Genomic DNA, 13,907 nt, shown 5'->3' with positions numbered 1-13,907 from the left:
AGAGCAGTGCCGCGCGGTTGTGCCGGGGCCACCGGCCTGCGCAGAATGAGACGCGCCATTGCAGTCTGCAGGCCGCGTCTCAGGCCGGATGAGACGCTGCGTCTCACCTCGGGCAGTTGGTCAGGCCGCCCTTGTTCCCTCGCGCTCATCGGCGCTTAATGGCGGGCATAACAACAAAGATCGAGAACCGGAGGCCTTATGCTCGCCGCGAACTCCAGAGATCACGTCGACTGCGTCAGTCGTGTGGTCCGCAATGCCGATCGGCTGCCCCAGGCGCCGGTGCCCTCGCTGATTTTCGATTCATGGCGCCGTTCCATGGAGCAACACCATCTCGACCCCGGCTCGCTGCAGGGGCCACGCATCCTCACCGAACCGCTGCTCAAGGAATGCCGCGAACGCGCCGAGCTGTTCATGCGCATCGCCAGCGAAGAGGTCGGCCAACTGCACCACCGCGTACGCCACGCCGACTACTGCGTGATGCTCACCGACGCTCAGGGCCAGACCATCGACCACCGCGTGGACACTGCCATTCGCAACGACTGCCGCAAAGCCGGCCTGTACCTGGGCACCTGCTGGTCGGAAGCCGAAGAAGGCACCTGCGGCGTGGCCACGGTGCTGACCAGCAAGGCGGCGGTGACGGTGCACAAGCGCGATCACTTTCGCGCGGCGTTCATCGCCCTGACCTGCTCCGCGGCGCCGATCTTCGATCCCCAGGGCAACCTGCTGGGGGTGATGGACGCCTCGGCGCTCAAATCCCCGGATGACCGCCGCAGCCAGCACCTGGTGCGGCAGATGGTGGCGCAGAGCGCGCAAGCCATCGAAAACGCTTTCTTCATGCACAGCGCCCAACAGCATTGGGTGCTGCAGGCCCACAGCACGCCCGGCTATGTGGACAGCCAGCCTGACCTGCTGCTGGCCTGGGACCAGGACGGTCGCCTGCACGCCTTGAACAGCAAGGCGCGTCAGGCCCTGCGCCGGCGTTTTGGCCAGGTGCCGGAATATATCGGCGATGTGTTCGACCTCGATGCATTGCGCGCGGCGACCGATCAATCGACCCAGCAACTGCACTGGCTGGGCGAGCCGGGCGCGCTGCACGTGCGGGTCAATGCGCCACGACGCAAGCCGGCGCGGGTGCTCGCGAACACCCAGGTCGATCCACGCGTGGAAGAACACCTGCGCCTGGCCGTGCGGGTCAAGGATCGCAACCTGCCAGTGCTGGTGCAGGGGGAAACCGGCGCCGGCAAGGAAGTCTTCGCCCGCCAGTTGCACGAACGCAGCGCCCGCCGTTCGGGGCCGTTCGTGGCGGTGAACTGCGCGGCCATCCCGGAGAACCTGATTGAAAGCGAGCTGTTCGGCTATGTGGCCGGGGCCTTTACCGGTGCGTCGAGCAAAGGCATGCCCGGGCTGTTGGTGCAGGCCGATGGCGGCACGCTGTTTCTCGATGAAATCGGCGATATGCCCCTGGCCTTGCAGACGCGCCTGCTGCGGGTGATGGCCGAGGGCGAAGTGGCGCCTCTGGGCGCGGCGAAAACCCGCGCAGTGGATATCCAGGTGATCTGCGCCAGCCACCGCGACCTGGCGGCGCTGGTGACCGAAGGTCGCTTTCGCGAAGACCTGTACTTTCGCCTCGGCTGCGCACGCTTCTGCCTGCCGCCCTTGCGCGAACGCAGCGACAAACTGGTCCTGATCAATCGGCTGCTGGAGCAGCAGGCTCACACCAGCGCGATCAGGGTCGGCATCGGCCAGGCCGCCCTGGAATTACTGCTGGGCTATGCCTGGCCGGGCAACGTGCGGCAACTGCGCCACGTGCTGGCGTATGCCTGCGCGGTGTGTGAAGGCGACACGATCCAACTGGCGGACTTGCCGGTGGAGGTGCGCGGTGAACAGGTCGAGGCGCTGGCCGAACACAGTGCCAGCCCGGAACGCCAGTTGGTGTTGGATGCCTTGATCCGGCATCGCTGGAAGCCGCTGCCGACCGCGCAGGCGCTGGGGATCTCAAGGGCGACGCTGTACCGCCGCGTCAACCAGTTGGGCATCGACATGCCCGGCAAAGTCACCTGACCCAATCAAGGCAAACACTGTGGGAGGGGGCTTGCCCCCTCCCACACCGGACCTCAGCGGTAGACGAGGCCGCCATCGATCAACGGCGACTGCCCGGTGATGTAATCCGCATCCGGCCCGGCCAGGAACGCCACCAACCCGGCCACATCCTCCGGCGTTTCGGCGCGGCCCAGGGCGATGCCGTCCACGTACTTCTTGTAGGTCGCGCCCACTTCAGCCCCGGTAATCTCGGCCATGCGCTTGTCGATCTCGACCCACATATCGGTGCCGACCACGCCGGGGCAATAGGCATTGACGGTAATCCCGTCGCTCGCCAGTTCCTTGGCCGCCGCCTGGGTCAAGGCGCGCACCGCGAACTTGGTGGCCGAATACACCCCCAGCAGCGCGAAGCCTTCGTGCCCGGCGATGGAACAGGCGTTGATGATCTTGCCCTTCTGCTTGAGCGCCTTGAACTTCTTGCCGGCGGCCTGGATGCCCCACAACACGCCCTGCACGTTGATGCCCAGGGTGCGTTCGACCTGCTCCGGGCTGACGTCCAGCAGCGAATCGATCTGCGCCACACCGGCGTTATTGACGATGATGTCGAAGCCACCGAGCGCCTGGTGTGCATGCTCGACCGCCGCCACCACCTGCTCGCGTTTGGACACATCGGCGATGAACACCGAGGCCTTGCGCCCCAGGGCCAGCACCTCGGCGGCCACGGCGTCGAGCTTGGCGCCGTTGATGTCTACCAGGGCGATATCGGCACCGTCCCGGGCCAGGCGCAACGCGATGGCGCGGCCAATGCCCTGCCCGGCACCAGTCACCAGCGCGACCTTTCCAGCGATAACGTTTCCAGCGGTACTCATGACGACCTCCTGCAACGATGAGAGAAGCCTTGTCTATCGCAGAAGCCCAGCGGGGCTGTCGAGGCGCGAGTGGATCGGCGTGCGCCCTGAGACGGGATGTCTCAATGCACCAATCCTTGTAAAAGCGCGCACTTATGCCTAGCTTATGCGCCCCCCGCCCCGCGCTCTAAGGCCCTGCCCCATGGTTTTGCGTTTTCGCCCCGTCGCCCCGTCCCGTTTCGCCCTCGGCCTGCTGCTCAGCGGTGGCATCGGCAGCAGCCTGGCTGCGGAAATCGAACTGCCGGCGGTGCAGGTCCAGGGCCTGGATGAGTCCGGCTATCGCAGCGAAACGGCCGCGGTGGCCGGCTTCGACGCAGCGCCGTTGCTGGACACCCCGGCGTCGATCAGCGTGATCAATGCCGCGATGATCAAGGACCAGCAAGCGCGCCTGCTCAGTGAAGTGCTGCGCAACGATGCCTCGGTCGGCGACAGCTACGCGCCCATCGGTTACTACGAAAACTTCGTGGTACGCGGCTTCTCGCTCAATGCCGCGAGCAGCTACAAAATCAACGGGCGCACCATCACCGGCGAGCAAAACGTCGCCCTGGAAAACAAGCAGCAGGTCGAAGTGCTCAAGGGCCTGGCCGGGCTGCAAAGCGGGATTTCCGAACCCGGCGGCGTGATCAACTACGTGACCAAGCGCCCGCAAGACATACGCTCGGTGACGGTCTCCACCGATGATCGCGGCAGCGGCTATCTCGCCACCGATGTCGGCGGCTGGTTCGGCAGCGAGCAGCAATTCGGCCTGCGCGCCAACGTCGCCCATGAAGACCTCCATTCCTATGTGGAACACGCCAACGGCCAACGCGATTTCGTGTCCCTGGCCTTCGACTGGAACATCAGCCCCGACGCGGTGTTGCAACTGGACGCCGAATACCAGAACAAGCAACAACGCTCGGTGCCCGGTTACCAACTGCTGGGCGGTACCGAAGTGCCCCACGATGCCTCGCCGAAAAAACTGCTGGGGCACCAGAGCGGCGCCAAACCCGTGGGCATCGACGCGCTGAACCTCAACGGCACGTTTGACTACCGCTTCAGCGATCAGTGGAAAGGCAGCGTCAGCGCCGCGCGCAGCAAGGTGGTGATCGACGACTACAGCTCATTTGCCTGGGGTGGCGACACCCAGGGGGTCGGCAACTACTTCACCCCCGCAGGCAACTACGACATCTACGACTACCGCAGCCCCGACGACACCCGCCGCGACGACGAAGTGCAGGCCGCCATGACCGGCCTGTTCGACACCGCCGGCCTGGGCCACGAACTGACCTTTGGCACCAGCGCGTTTCGCCGGGTGATCGAAAAGCGTGCAGCGGTCAACGAATGGCTCGGCAGCGCCAATATCGATCAGGATGCACCGACCTATACGCCGACCGACGTGCCGTTGAACGACAGCCATCGCACCCTCGATAGCCGCCAGTACGGGCTGTTCGTCACCGACCGCATCCGCTTCAACGAGCAGTGGCAAACCGTCCTCGGCGGGCGCGAAGTACGCCTGGATGAGAAAGCCTTCGACAGCGACGGCAACCAGGCCCGCCACACTCAGCAGTACGTGTTTCTGCCCCAGGCGGCGTTGATTTATAAGCCGATCGAAAACATCTCGCTGTACACCCGCTACAGCAAGGGCCTGTCCCTGGGCGGTAGCGCGCCGTGGTTCGCCAGCAACAAGGATGAAACCCTGGCGCCGACCACCTCACGCCAGATCGAAGCCGGGGTGAAATACGACTGGCGCCGCATCAGCTTCGCCGCCGCCGTGTTCCAGATGCGCCAGGCCTACCAGTACGCCCGGCCGGACGGCGCCGGCAACTTCACCTACGTGCAACAGGGTCAACAGAAAAACACCGGGCTGGAATTGTCGGCCAACGGCTGGGCCACTGACCGCCTGCAGATATCCAGCAGCGTCGCAGCGATTCGCGCACGGGTGACCGGCAGCGGCACGCCGGACTATGAAGGCCACCAGGCGATCAACGTGCCCAAGCTGCGCGCCAGCGTGTACGCCGACTACGCATTGCCGTGGGTGAACGGCCTGGCGGTGCTGGGCGGCGTGCAATACAGCGCCAAAAAGTACGCCAATCGCACGGGGAATGTGGAGGTGGGGGATTATGCGGTGGTCAATGTCGGCAGCCGCTACACCACCAAGCTCGACGGCTACGAGACGGTGTTTCGCCTGAGCGTCGACAACCTGTTCGACAAGCGCTACTGGCGCGACGCGGGCGAATACATGGGCGACGACTACCTGTTCCAGGGCGCGCCACTGACGGCGCGGTTGAGTGCGACGGTCAACTTCTGAGGTTTGGTCCCGATAGCAGCGTGTCAGTCACTGCATGAGCTGGCTGAACTACCGCTATCGGGAGCAAGCCCCCTCCCACAATTTAGACCGAGCTCAAAGAGCGAGTACCGAATTGGCCAAGACCACGAAAGGCAACGTTCTGCGTTGATTTGAATATGGGCAGGTTCTCTAAATGTGGGAGGGGGCTTGCTCCCGATAGCGGAGTGTCAGTCACCACATAAGCTAGCTGAACAGCCCCCCTGCGACCTTCCGCTCAAACCGTTTGCGCCATATGCTCCGCAATCCGCGCCCTCAGCCAGCGCTCCGCCGGGTCGTTGTCATGCACCCCGCTCCAGACCATCGACAGCTCCGCCGCATCGATCGCAAACGGCGGGTCTTCAGCGCGTAACGTCGTGCCTTCGGTCAACGCACACGCGGCGTAATCCGGGACTGTCGCAATAATCTGCGTACCCGCCAGCAACGCCCGCAGACCACTGAATTGCGGTACGGCCAGCACCACCCGCCGCGCACGACCGATGCGCGCCAGGTCGAGGTCGATGTTGCCGCTCAGATCCCCCGAGAACGACACCATCGCATGGGGCCGCTCGCAGTAGTCGTCCAAGGTCAGTGGCGCCATCCCCCCATCCCCACGCAGCACCTTGCAGGGAATGTCGCGCAGTTTCTTGCGCTTGGCATTGGCCGGCAATTCGGTGGTGTAACTCACCCCCACCGTAATCTCGCCACTGGCCAATAACGACGACATCAGCAGGTAATTGGCACGACGCACCACCACGACAATGCCCGGGGCTTCTTCGCGCAATTGGCTGAGCAGCGGCGGGAACAGGCCGAATTCGGCGTCGTCGGACAGGCCGATGCGGAACACCGCGCAACTGGTGGAAGGGTCGAAATCCTTGGCGCGGCTGACGGCGCCGGAGATGGTGTCCATGGCCGGTTGCAGCTCCTTGAGTATCGCCAGCGCCCGTGGCGTGGGCTCCATCCCGCGCCCGTTGCGCAGCAGCAACGGGTCGTCGAACAGGTCGCGCAAACGCCCCAGTGCCGCGCTCACTGCCGGTTGGCCCATAAAGAGCTTTTCGGCGACCCGGGTCAGGTTCTTCTCGAACATCAGCGCTTCGAAAATCACCAGCAGGTTCATGTCGACGCGGCGCAGGTCGTTGCGGTTCATGGCGATATCCAAACGGTGACAAGCGCTCAGCTAACCATGCCGCCCATCAGTGGGATTGCATGGCTGTGCTGTCTTTTTTTCGCCATTTTTGCACCTGCGCACCTGGCAAAATTAACAACGATTAACTCGTCAGCCAGACGGTCCGGCACCAAGAATGACGCGGTCTACACTGCATCCATTCACCGGGAACGCTCCCATCGACTGCGGATATCTGTCATGGCCCGACTTGAGTATTGTCCTTCGCGCTTATCCGCCACCGGCGGCCTCTGCCCCCGGCGCGAGCGCATCGCCAAACAACTGATCCTCGCCAATCTTGGCGAAAGCCTGGCCATCGCCGACCTGGCCCAGGCCTGTGCGCTGTCGCGCAGCCACTTCTCCCGCGCGTTCAAATGCAGCACCGGGCTGTCGCCGCAGCAATGGATTCGCCAGCAGCGACTGCTGCGGGCCAAGGAGCTGATCACCCAATCGAACCTGAGCCTGACGCAAATCAGCCTGGAATGCGGGTTCTGCGACCAGGCGCACTTCTGCCATATCTTTACCCGCAGCGAAGGCATCAACCCGATGGCCTGGCGAAATCGCCAATTGCGTCACAAGCCTCGTGTGATCGCTGCCTAGTGGTCGGCACGCCCGTGGAATATGCTGGCGGCCTACCGTTTCCAAGGCATGGGCAGCCATGAATGACCTGAGCGACCAGGCCGTGCACTTCGGCCCCTACCGCATCCACCCGCGTCAGCGCGTGGTGCTGGAAGCCGGTCGTCCGTTGCGCCTGGGACGGCGCGCGGTGGATATCCTGCTGATCCTGCTGGAGCAGGCCGGCAATGTGGTGAGCAAGCAGGAACTGATCGCTCGGGTCTGGCCGAAAAGCGTGGTGGAAGACGGCAACCTGCGGGTGCATATGGCGGCCTTGCGCAAAGCCCTGGGCGATGGCCAGGCCGGCCAGCGTTACATCGTCACCGTGGCCCAGCGCGGCTACAGTTTTGTGGCCCCACTGAGCATCGAACCGATGACGCTACCCACCGACGGTGCGCCCCAACACCCGTGCCACAACCTGCCGTTGCGCCGCACCCGGATGATCGGCCGCCAGGCGCTGATCGACTGCCTGGTGCAGCAACTGCCCACGCAACGCTTTATCACCCTCACCGGCGCCGGCGGCATCGGCAAGACCACCGTCGCATTGCGGGTCGCGGAACTGCTGATCGGGCATTACCGCGATGGCATTCGCCTGCTGGACCTGGCGCCCCTCAGCGCCGCGTCGATGATCCTGCCCAACCTCGCCGCCCTGCTCGACCTCTCGCACGCCGAACATGAACCGTTGACCACTTTTGCGCGCCGCGTGCAGGAGCGCCAGTTATTGCTGGTGATCGACAACTGCGAACACCTGCTCGACGACATCGCCCTGATCAGCGAAACCCTGCTGCGCCATGCGCCCAAGCTGCACATTCTGGCCACCAGCCGCGAGGCGTTGCGCGCCGAAGGCGAGTCGGTGCAACGCCTGGAGCCCCTGGCCTGCCCGCCCGCCACCGGCAACCGCGCCCAGGCCATGGGCTACCCGGCCCTGCAATTGCTGATCGAACGCGCCATGTCCTATCAGGACAGCTTCGAGCTGAGCGACGCCGAACTGCCACTGGCCATCGACCTCTGCCAGCGCCTGGACGGCATTCCCCTGGCGATCGAACTGGTGGCCGCGCAGATAGAGCGCTTCGGCCTGCCCGGACTGTTGGTGCAGATGGAGGACAACGTGGGCCTGCTCAGCCGTGGCCGGCGCAGCACCCTGCCCCGGCATCAAACCCTGCGCGCCACGCTGGATTGGAGTTTCGACCTGCTGACCGCCTGCGAACAGATCTGCCTGCGCCGCCTGGCGGTATTCCGCGGCGGCTTCAGCCTCGCCAGCGCAGCGGCAGTGATCGCCGGGGAACAGGTGGCTCCGGCGCAAGTGTTGGGTTCGATCACCCAACTGGTGGCCAAATCCTTGCTCAACGTCGAGGCCGGTGACGACGAGGTGGTCTACCGCCTGCTGGATATCACCCGCACCTATGCCCTGGAAAAACTCGGCCTCGCCGACGAACTCGACGCCACCCGCGAGCGCCATGGCGCACGCTGCCTGGCGCTGATGGAGCAAGCCGCGCACGAGTGGGAGTCGATCTCGACCCAGGCCTGGATCGACCGCTATGCGCCGTTGCGCGAAGACGTGCGTGCCGCGCTTGACTGGGGCCTGGGCGACGGCGGCGAGCACGTGCAGGCTATCCGCCTGACGGTCAGTGCGATGCCACTGTGGCAGGAGCTGTCCCTGCTGCGGGAACACGCGCTCTATGTAGACAAGGCACTGGCCCTGATCGACCAGGCCAGCGCCCCCAGCGCGCGCTTGAAAATGCAGTTGCAACTGGCCCTGGGCAGCCTGACGTACCACGCGCGGGGTGGCGCACCCCGCACCATCGCGGCGTTCGAGAGTGCCAGGCGCCTGGCGGACGAGTGCCAGGACCTTGCCGGCCAAATGCGCGCGATCTCCGGGCACATGGCGGTGAACCTGTGTGCCGGTCGCTATCGCCAGGCGCTGGAATTGAGCGTGCAATTCGATCGCCTCGACCCACGCACCGATCCGCTGCTGGACCTGAGCGCCCAGCGTCTGCGCGTGCTCGCGCAGCATTTCACCGGAAACCAGACACTCGCCCGGCACAATGCCGAGCAGGTGCTCCAACGCATGGCGCACAGCGGCTCGCTGAACCGCTTTGCCTACCGGGTGGGCGTGCAATACGACCAGAGCGTGGCCTCGCTCACGGTGTTGGCGCGAATCCTCTGGCTGCAGGGTTTTCCCGAACGCGCGTGGGCCGTCGCCAGCCAGGCCCTGGAACTGGCGCTGCACATCCATCACGGCACCTCGGTCTGCTACACCCTGGCCCTCGCGGGCGTGGTGATCGCCCGCTACAACGGTGACGACGAAGCGGCCCAGGCCCTGCAGACGCTGCTGTTGGAGCAGTCGCACAAGCATTCGGTGCAATTGTTCCAGACCTGGGCCGGTCACTACGCCGGCACCCTGGAACCCAAGGAGTTGCAAGGCCTTGGGCTGATCGAGGACATCCTGATCACGCTGGGCGCCAAAGATGTCGCTGACCCGGCGTACGAGCGCGCGCGCCTGGGCGCTGCAGGCTGGTGCGCTCCGGAGATTCTGCGGGTGCGCGCCGAAAGCCTGGCCGATGAGCGCGCGGCCGAAGCGTTGCTGCTCGAAGCCCTCGGCCTGGCGCACCAACAAGGCGCCCTGGCCTGGGAGCTGCGGTGCGCCACGTCACTGGCCCGGCTATGGCAGACGCAAGGCCGCGCGCAGCCTGCGCGTGAGTTGCTGGGTTCGGTCTACGGCCGATTCACCGAAGGCTTTGCCACCCGCGACCTACTCCGCGTACGCCGCCTGCTCGATGAGTTGCAGGACAAGCACCCGGCCTGAAAACGGCCCCAGGTAATGCCCATAGCCGCGCTGCAAACGCGCGACCTGCTGCGGATCGCGCAATTGCGCCAGGGCGTAGCTGCGCGTGCTGTTGAGCAAGCGATAGCGCTCGGGCCCCAGACCCGGTTCCAAGCACAGCAATGAGGTGCCTACCAGACGCGCCAACAGGTAGGCCAGGTCGGCGTGCTCCAGTTCGGTGCCGGCGACCAGCGCGCTCAAGGTGGGCAAAGTGACGGCCATCTTGAACAACCCCAGTTGCAGGAACAGCCAGCGCTCCGGCAGGCTCAGGCGTTCGTAGGTCCAATCCAGCGCGGCCGCCAGGGATTGATGGCGCTCGACCGCCGTGCGTCGGCCCCGTGTCAGCACCTGGAGCCCTCGGCACAACTGCGCGTGCACCCCGCGCACGCCGAGGGCCTCCACTTGGGCGGCGGCCAGTTCCAGGGCCAGGGGAATGCCATCGAGGCGTCGGCAGATATCCCGCAGCGGTGTCAGGTCCTGAGGACGCAACGCGTACCCCGGCTGACCGGCACGCACCCGTGCGACGAACAACTGCACCGCCGGGTAAGCCATCGCCTGTTCGACGCTGCCCACGGCCGAAGGTCCCGGCACCGCCAGGCGCGGCACGCGCAGCACCCACTCGCCCGGTGCCCGCAAGGCTTCGCGGCAGGTGACCAGCACGCTGACCTCGGGCGCCTGTTGGCGCAATGCCAACAGCAGATGCCGGCAGACGCCGAGCAGCAGGTCGGCGCCGTCGAGTACCAGCAATAACTGGCGCGAGGCCATTTGGCGGCACAGCTCAATGGCGCTGGCACAGGGATCGAGGTGCAGCGCCACGGCCAGGTGACGCAGCAGGGTGATCGGCGCCTCGACCGTGTCCAGGTCGACCCACCACACTCCGTCGCGGTAACGCGGCAGGACGCGCTCGGCCAGCGCCAGGGCCAGGGTGCTCTTGCCCACGCCGGCGCAACCGGTGAGGGTCATCAGCCGCGCCCCGGACAGGCGCCGCACCAGCACGCCCAACAGCTCCTCGCGGCCGATTACCGGGTTCAGTCGCGTCGCCAGGTTGTGCTGCGCGATCACCTCCGGCGCGGCGCCATGCACTGGTGCGGCCAAGCAGTAACCACGCTGGGGATCGTTGAGGATAGAGCGTTGGCCATCAAGGGCACGGCGCAGTGCGGCGATATGCACGCGCAGGTTGTTCTCTTCCACCACGCTGCACGGCCACACCCGCTCGATCAGCGTGGCCTTGCTGATGAATTGCCCAGGCGCTTCGAGCAGCACGGCGAGGATATCCAACGCCCGACCGCCCAGCGGCACCGGCCAGCCGGACTTGCTGACCAGCCGCTGTTGCCGGTGGAAGGCATAAGCACCGAAACGCACGGTGCCATCCGCGCCAATCGCCTGAGGGTCATTCATATCCGCAATAGCGCCGAAACGCCCGGTCTTGGGCGGTCGCGCATCCTTTTCCATGGGCTTGTGGCTATCTTGCCAGTTGGCAATGACAGGACAATGCTGGCACAGGGAGCGATACGGACAATCGAGTGCGCCAGACGGACATCCTGTCGTTAACTGAACTGCTGTCGGTATTGGGTCGGGTTCAGGCCGAGCTTTTCACTGAATAGCGCACGCATGTGCCGCACGCTGCCGAAGCCTGCGTGAAAGGCTACGGTCTTGAGCGGCAGGTCGGTGGCTTCCAGTAACTGGCGCGCGCGGTCGATGCGCGCGCCTTGCAGGAAGGCCATCGGAGTCATCTGCACCTCCTTGGCGAACAACCGGGCAAAGTGACGCGGGCTCAGGCCGGCGAGTTCGGCCATCGACTCGATGCTATGCGGCTGCTCAAGGTGTGCCAGCACCTGGTTCTGCACCCGGGTGATCGCGGTTTCCTGGGGCGATACCGCGGCGGTCATCGGGCTGAACTGGGCTTGGCCGCCCTGGCGCTTCATCACCACCAGCAGCACCTTGGCCACTTCCACCGCGACTTCCTTGCCGTGGTCCTGGGCCACGACCGACAGCGCCAGGTCGATACCCGCAGTGACCCCGCCCGAGGTGATCAACCGTCCATCCTGCAGGTAGATGCGGTCGGTCTCGACGATGGCCTTGGGGAAGGCCTTGATCAAACGCTCGGTGTAGTGCCAGTGCGTGGTGACCCGGTGATGGTCGAGCAGGCCGGCATGCCCCAGCACGAACGCCCCGGTGCAGATCGAGCCGAAGCGCCGCGCCCGAGGGACAGCGTCTTTCAGCCAGGGCAACAAGTCGGGATGGCATTCGTTATAGGCACCGGGCCCGCCGGGCACCAGTAATAAGTCATAGGCGCCCTGGGCCTGCTCCAGCAGCAGATCGGCCTGCACCACCACGCCGTTGGAGGCACGCAACGGGCCCGGTTCGGTGCCGACCGTGAGGATCTGGTAATGCGCCGCTGGCGGCAGGTAGCGGTTGGCAATGGAAAACACTTCGAGCGGCCCGGCCATGTCGAGCAGCAGGAAGTCCGGAAAGAGCGCCATGGCCACGGTGTTCATAGGGGAAGAATCCATCGAGTAGAAAAAGGCAGACAGCATTATGGCACGCCCTTTATTGTCAATCTGAACGCGACAGTTATTCAGACTTCAGCTTCTTAATGAACATTTCAGTAACCAGTAATCTTCTTCCCAACACCAGCGCACTGCATCTCGCAGCCCGCGCTCACTTGAGGACAAGACCATGCTGACCCTTCGCAAAGCTTCCGAACGCGGCGCCGCCAATCACGGTTGGTTGAAGTCGTTTCATACGTTCTCGTTCGCCAACTACTGGAACCCCGCCGAACAGGGTTTTTCCGACCTGCTGGTGATCAACGATGACCGCGTCGCCGCCGGCCGTGGCTTCGGCCAGCACCCGCACCGCGACATGGAAATCTTCTCCTATGTGCTCGAAGGCGCCCTGGAACACAAGGACACCCTGGGCACCGGTTCGGTGATTCGTCCCGGCGATGTGCAACTGATGAGCGCCGGCACCGGCGTGGCCCACAGCGAGTTCAACCACAGTCAGAGCCGTGGTGTGCACTTCCTGCAGATCTGGATCGTGCCCGCCATCGCCGGTGCCGAGCCGCGCTATCAACAGGAGCACTTCAGCGAGGCGCAGAAACGTGGGCGCTTGCAACTGATCATCTCGCCGGACGGCGCCGACGGCTCCTTGAGCGTACGTCAGGATGCACGGGTGTACGCCGGGCTGTTCAACGCTGACGAAGCCGCGACCCTGGACCTGCCGCCGGACCGCCATGCCTACGTCCATGTGGCGCGGGGCAGCGTTGAAGTCAACGGCCAGCGCTTGCAGGAAGGCGACGGTGCCCGGGTGCGGGACGAGCGGCAGATCCGCTTGAGCCATGGCGAGGATGCCGAGGTGCTGGTGTTCGACCTGCGCCCTCTAGAGCTGCCGCAGATGCCATGACCGACTCGACGATGGCCCGCGCAACGGGCCATCGCTGGCGTCGATAGTCACCATCACCCCAATGAAGTTCTCCAAAAAAATGCAACGCGTAACATCAACCCCATACCCGGCAACACCCCACTAAAACACTCGGAGTACACACTCATGAAACGCCAAATCTTGCTTAGCCTTGCTTTCTCGGTACTGGCTGCAAACGCTTTTGCTCACCCTGTGGTCGCTGAAGGCGGTGCGGATCGCCTGATCGACAGCCGTGTCGCTGAAGGCGGTGCTGATCGTCTGCTGGAACGTGGTCTGGCCGAAGGCGGTGCTGATCGTCTGCTGGACAACCACGCCTGACCTTGCAACGTCTGCGAGGTCCCCCAAAACCGGCCTGATCAGCCGGTTTTTTTTCGCCTGACACTATTAGCGTCACTCTGCCGCATCATGTCCCTGTCGTCGGGTCGCCGTGGGTGATGGCCTTTTAACCATACACAATAAAGGGCCAAGCCCCGCGCGGCGAAAAAACCGTTGAGGCTAAAATACTTATCGAAGATTAAATATTTGCACTAGCCTGTGTGTAAGTCAGTGCAACCACCCCCGTTATATCCCTCTATACCTCCCTTCTCTCGTGCAAACCAAGTGCAAATGTTAAAATTTGTCACGTTTGCCCGTAAT

9 protein-coding genes and 1 pseudogene are annotated in these 13,907 nt (G+C 64.4%); 6 read left to right on the top strand and 4 right to left on the bottom strand.

What is annotated here, in order from left to right; translation table 11 throughout:
* The first annotated feature begins 198 nt into the window (after positions 1-198).
* Complete coding sequence (locus tag ACLH0J_RS16530; protein WP_411388147.1) at positions 199-2,061, top strand: sigma-54-dependent Fis family transcriptional regulator; 1,863 nt, start codon at positions 199-201, stop codon at positions 2,059-2,061.
* 53 nt (positions 2,062-2,114) lie between these two features.
* Here ACLH0J_RS16530 and ACLH0J_RS16525 read toward each other — a convergent pair whose 3' ends face one another.
* A complete protein-coding gene (locus ACLH0J_RS16525) occupies positions 2,115-2,909 on the bottom strand; it encodes an acetoin reductase (protein ID WP_411388146.1) in 795 nt (264 codons plus the stop codon).
* 181 nt (positions 2,910-3,090) lie between these two features.
* On the opposite strand from ACLH0J_RS16525, the gene ACLH0J_RS16520 reads away from it, so the two are divergent.
* A complete protein-coding gene (locus tag ACLH0J_RS16520; RefSeq protein WP_411388145.1) occupies positions 3,091-5,235 on the top strand; it encodes a TonB-dependent siderophore receptor in 2,145 nt (714 codons plus the stop codon).
* 253 nt (positions 5,236-5,488) lie between these two features.
* Here the strand turns inward: ACLH0J_RS16520 and ACLH0J_RS16515 are convergent, their stop codons facing one another.
* On the bottom strand, positions 5,489-6,397 hold the full coding sequence (locus ACLH0J_RS16515; RefSeq protein ID WP_411388144.1) for a LysR substrate-binding domain-containing protein: 909 nt from the start codon (positions 6,395-6,397) through the stop codon (positions 5,489-5,491).
* A gap of 216 nt (positions 6,398-6,613) precedes the next feature.
* Between ACLH0J_RS16515 and ACLH0J_RS16510 the strand changes: the two genes are divergently transcribed.
* Together ACLH0J_RS16510 and ACLH0J_RS16505 are read left to right on the top strand one after the other, a co-directional pair.
* Complete coding sequence (locus tag ACLH0J_RS16510) at positions 6,614-7,012, top strand: helix-turn-helix domain-containing protein (protein ID WP_411388143.1); 399 nt, start codon at positions 6,614-6,616, stop codon at positions 7,010-7,012.
* A gap of 58 nt (positions 7,013-7,070) precedes the next feature.
* Positions 7,071-9,833 (top strand): ATP-binding protein, encoded by a 2,763-nt coding sequence (locus ACLH0J_RS16505; RefSeq protein ID WP_411388142.1) that lies wholly within the window; start codon positions 7,071-7,073, stop codon positions 9,831-9,833.
* Here ACLH0J_RS16505 and ACLH0J_RS16500 read toward each other — a convergent pair.
* Together ACLH0J_RS16500 and ACLH0J_RS16495 are read right to left on the bottom strand one after the other, a co-directional pair.
* Positions 9,780-11,303: a winged helix-turn-helix domain-containing protein gene (locus ACLH0J_RS16500; protein ID WP_411388141.1), complete on the bottom strand. Its 1,524-nt coding sequence runs from the start codon at positions 11,301-11,303 to the stop codon at positions 9,780-9,782. The genes ACLH0J_RS16505 and ACLH0J_RS16500 overlap by 54 nt on opposite strands.
* Before the next feature lie 95 nt (positions 11,304-11,398).
* The gene (locus ACLH0J_RS16495; protein WP_411388140.1) at positions 11,399-12,349 is read right to left on the bottom strand and encodes a GlxA family transcriptional regulator; all 951 of its coding nucleotides are present in this window, start codon (positions 12,347-12,349) and stop codon (positions 11,399-11,401) included.
* A 181-nt stretch (positions 12,350-12,530) separates the two neighbouring features.
* Between ACLH0J_RS16495 and ACLH0J_RS16490 the strand changes: the two genes are divergently transcribed.
* Both ACLH0J_RS16490 and ACLH0J_RS16485 read left to right on the top strand, forming a co-directional pair.
* Positions 12,531-13,253 carry a pirin family protein gene (locus ACLH0J_RS16490; protein ID WP_411388139.1) on the top strand — a complete coding sequence of 241 codons (723 nt, stop codon included), beginning with the start codon at positions 12,531-12,533 and terminating at the stop codon, positions 13,251-13,253.
* 144 nt (positions 13,254-13,397) lie between these two features.
* A pseudogene (locus ACLH0J_RS16485) lies at positions 13,398-13,577 on the top strand (hypothetical protein); the annotation flags it as partial.
* Positions 13,578-13,907: the final 330 nt, after the last annotated feature.

It is taken from the genome of Pseudomonas sp. MPB23 (genome assembly GCF_046605395.1).
Taxonomy (GTDB): Bacteria; Pseudomonadota; Gammaproteobacteria; order Pseudomonadales; family Pseudomonadaceae; genus Aquipseudomonas.
This window is presented reverse-complemented; position numbering and strand designations above follow the sequence as displayed.

What these genes read in the sequence shown, in the direction of transcription:
- ACLH0J_RS16530 (WP_411388147.1), top strand. Translation starts at nt 199, where the DNA reads ATGCTCGCCGCGAACTCCAGAGATCACGTCGACTGCGTCAGTCGTGTG.
- ACLH0J_RS16520 (WP_411388145.1), top strand. Translation starts at nt 3,091, where the DNA reads ATGGTTTTGCGTTTTCGCCCCGTCGCCCCGTCCCGTTTCGCCCTCGGC.
- ACLH0J_RS16515 (WP_411388144.1), bottom strand. Translation starts at nt 6,397, where the DNA reads ATGAACCGCAACGACCTGCGCCGCGTCGACATGAACCTGCTGGTGATT.
- ACLH0J_RS16500 (WP_411388141.1), bottom strand. Translation starts at nt 11,303, where the DNA reads ATGGAAAAGGATGCGCGACCGCCCAAGACCGGGCGTTTCGGCGCTATT.
- ACLH0J_RS16490 (WP_411388139.1), top strand. Translation starts at nt 12,531, where the DNA reads ATGCTGACCCTTCGCAAAGCTTCCGAACGCGGCGCCGCCAATCACGGT.
- ACLH0J_RS16525 (WP_411388146.1), bottom strand. Translation starts at nt 2,909, where the DNA reads ATGAGTACCGCTGGAAACGTTATCGCTGGAAAGGTCGCGCTGGTGACT.
- ACLH0J_RS16505 (WP_411388142.1), top strand. Translation starts at nt 7,071, where the DNA reads ATGAATGACCTGAGCGACCAGGCCGTGCACTTCGGCCCCTACCGCATC.
- ACLH0J_RS16510 (WP_411388143.1), top strand. Translation starts at nt 6,614, where the DNA reads ATGGCCCGACTTGAGTATTGTCCTTCGCGCTTATCCGCCACCGGCGGC.
- ACLH0J_RS16495 (WP_411388140.1), bottom strand. Translation starts at nt 12,349, where the DNA reads ATGAACACCGTGGCCATGGCGCTCTTTCCGGACTTCCTGCTGCTCGAC.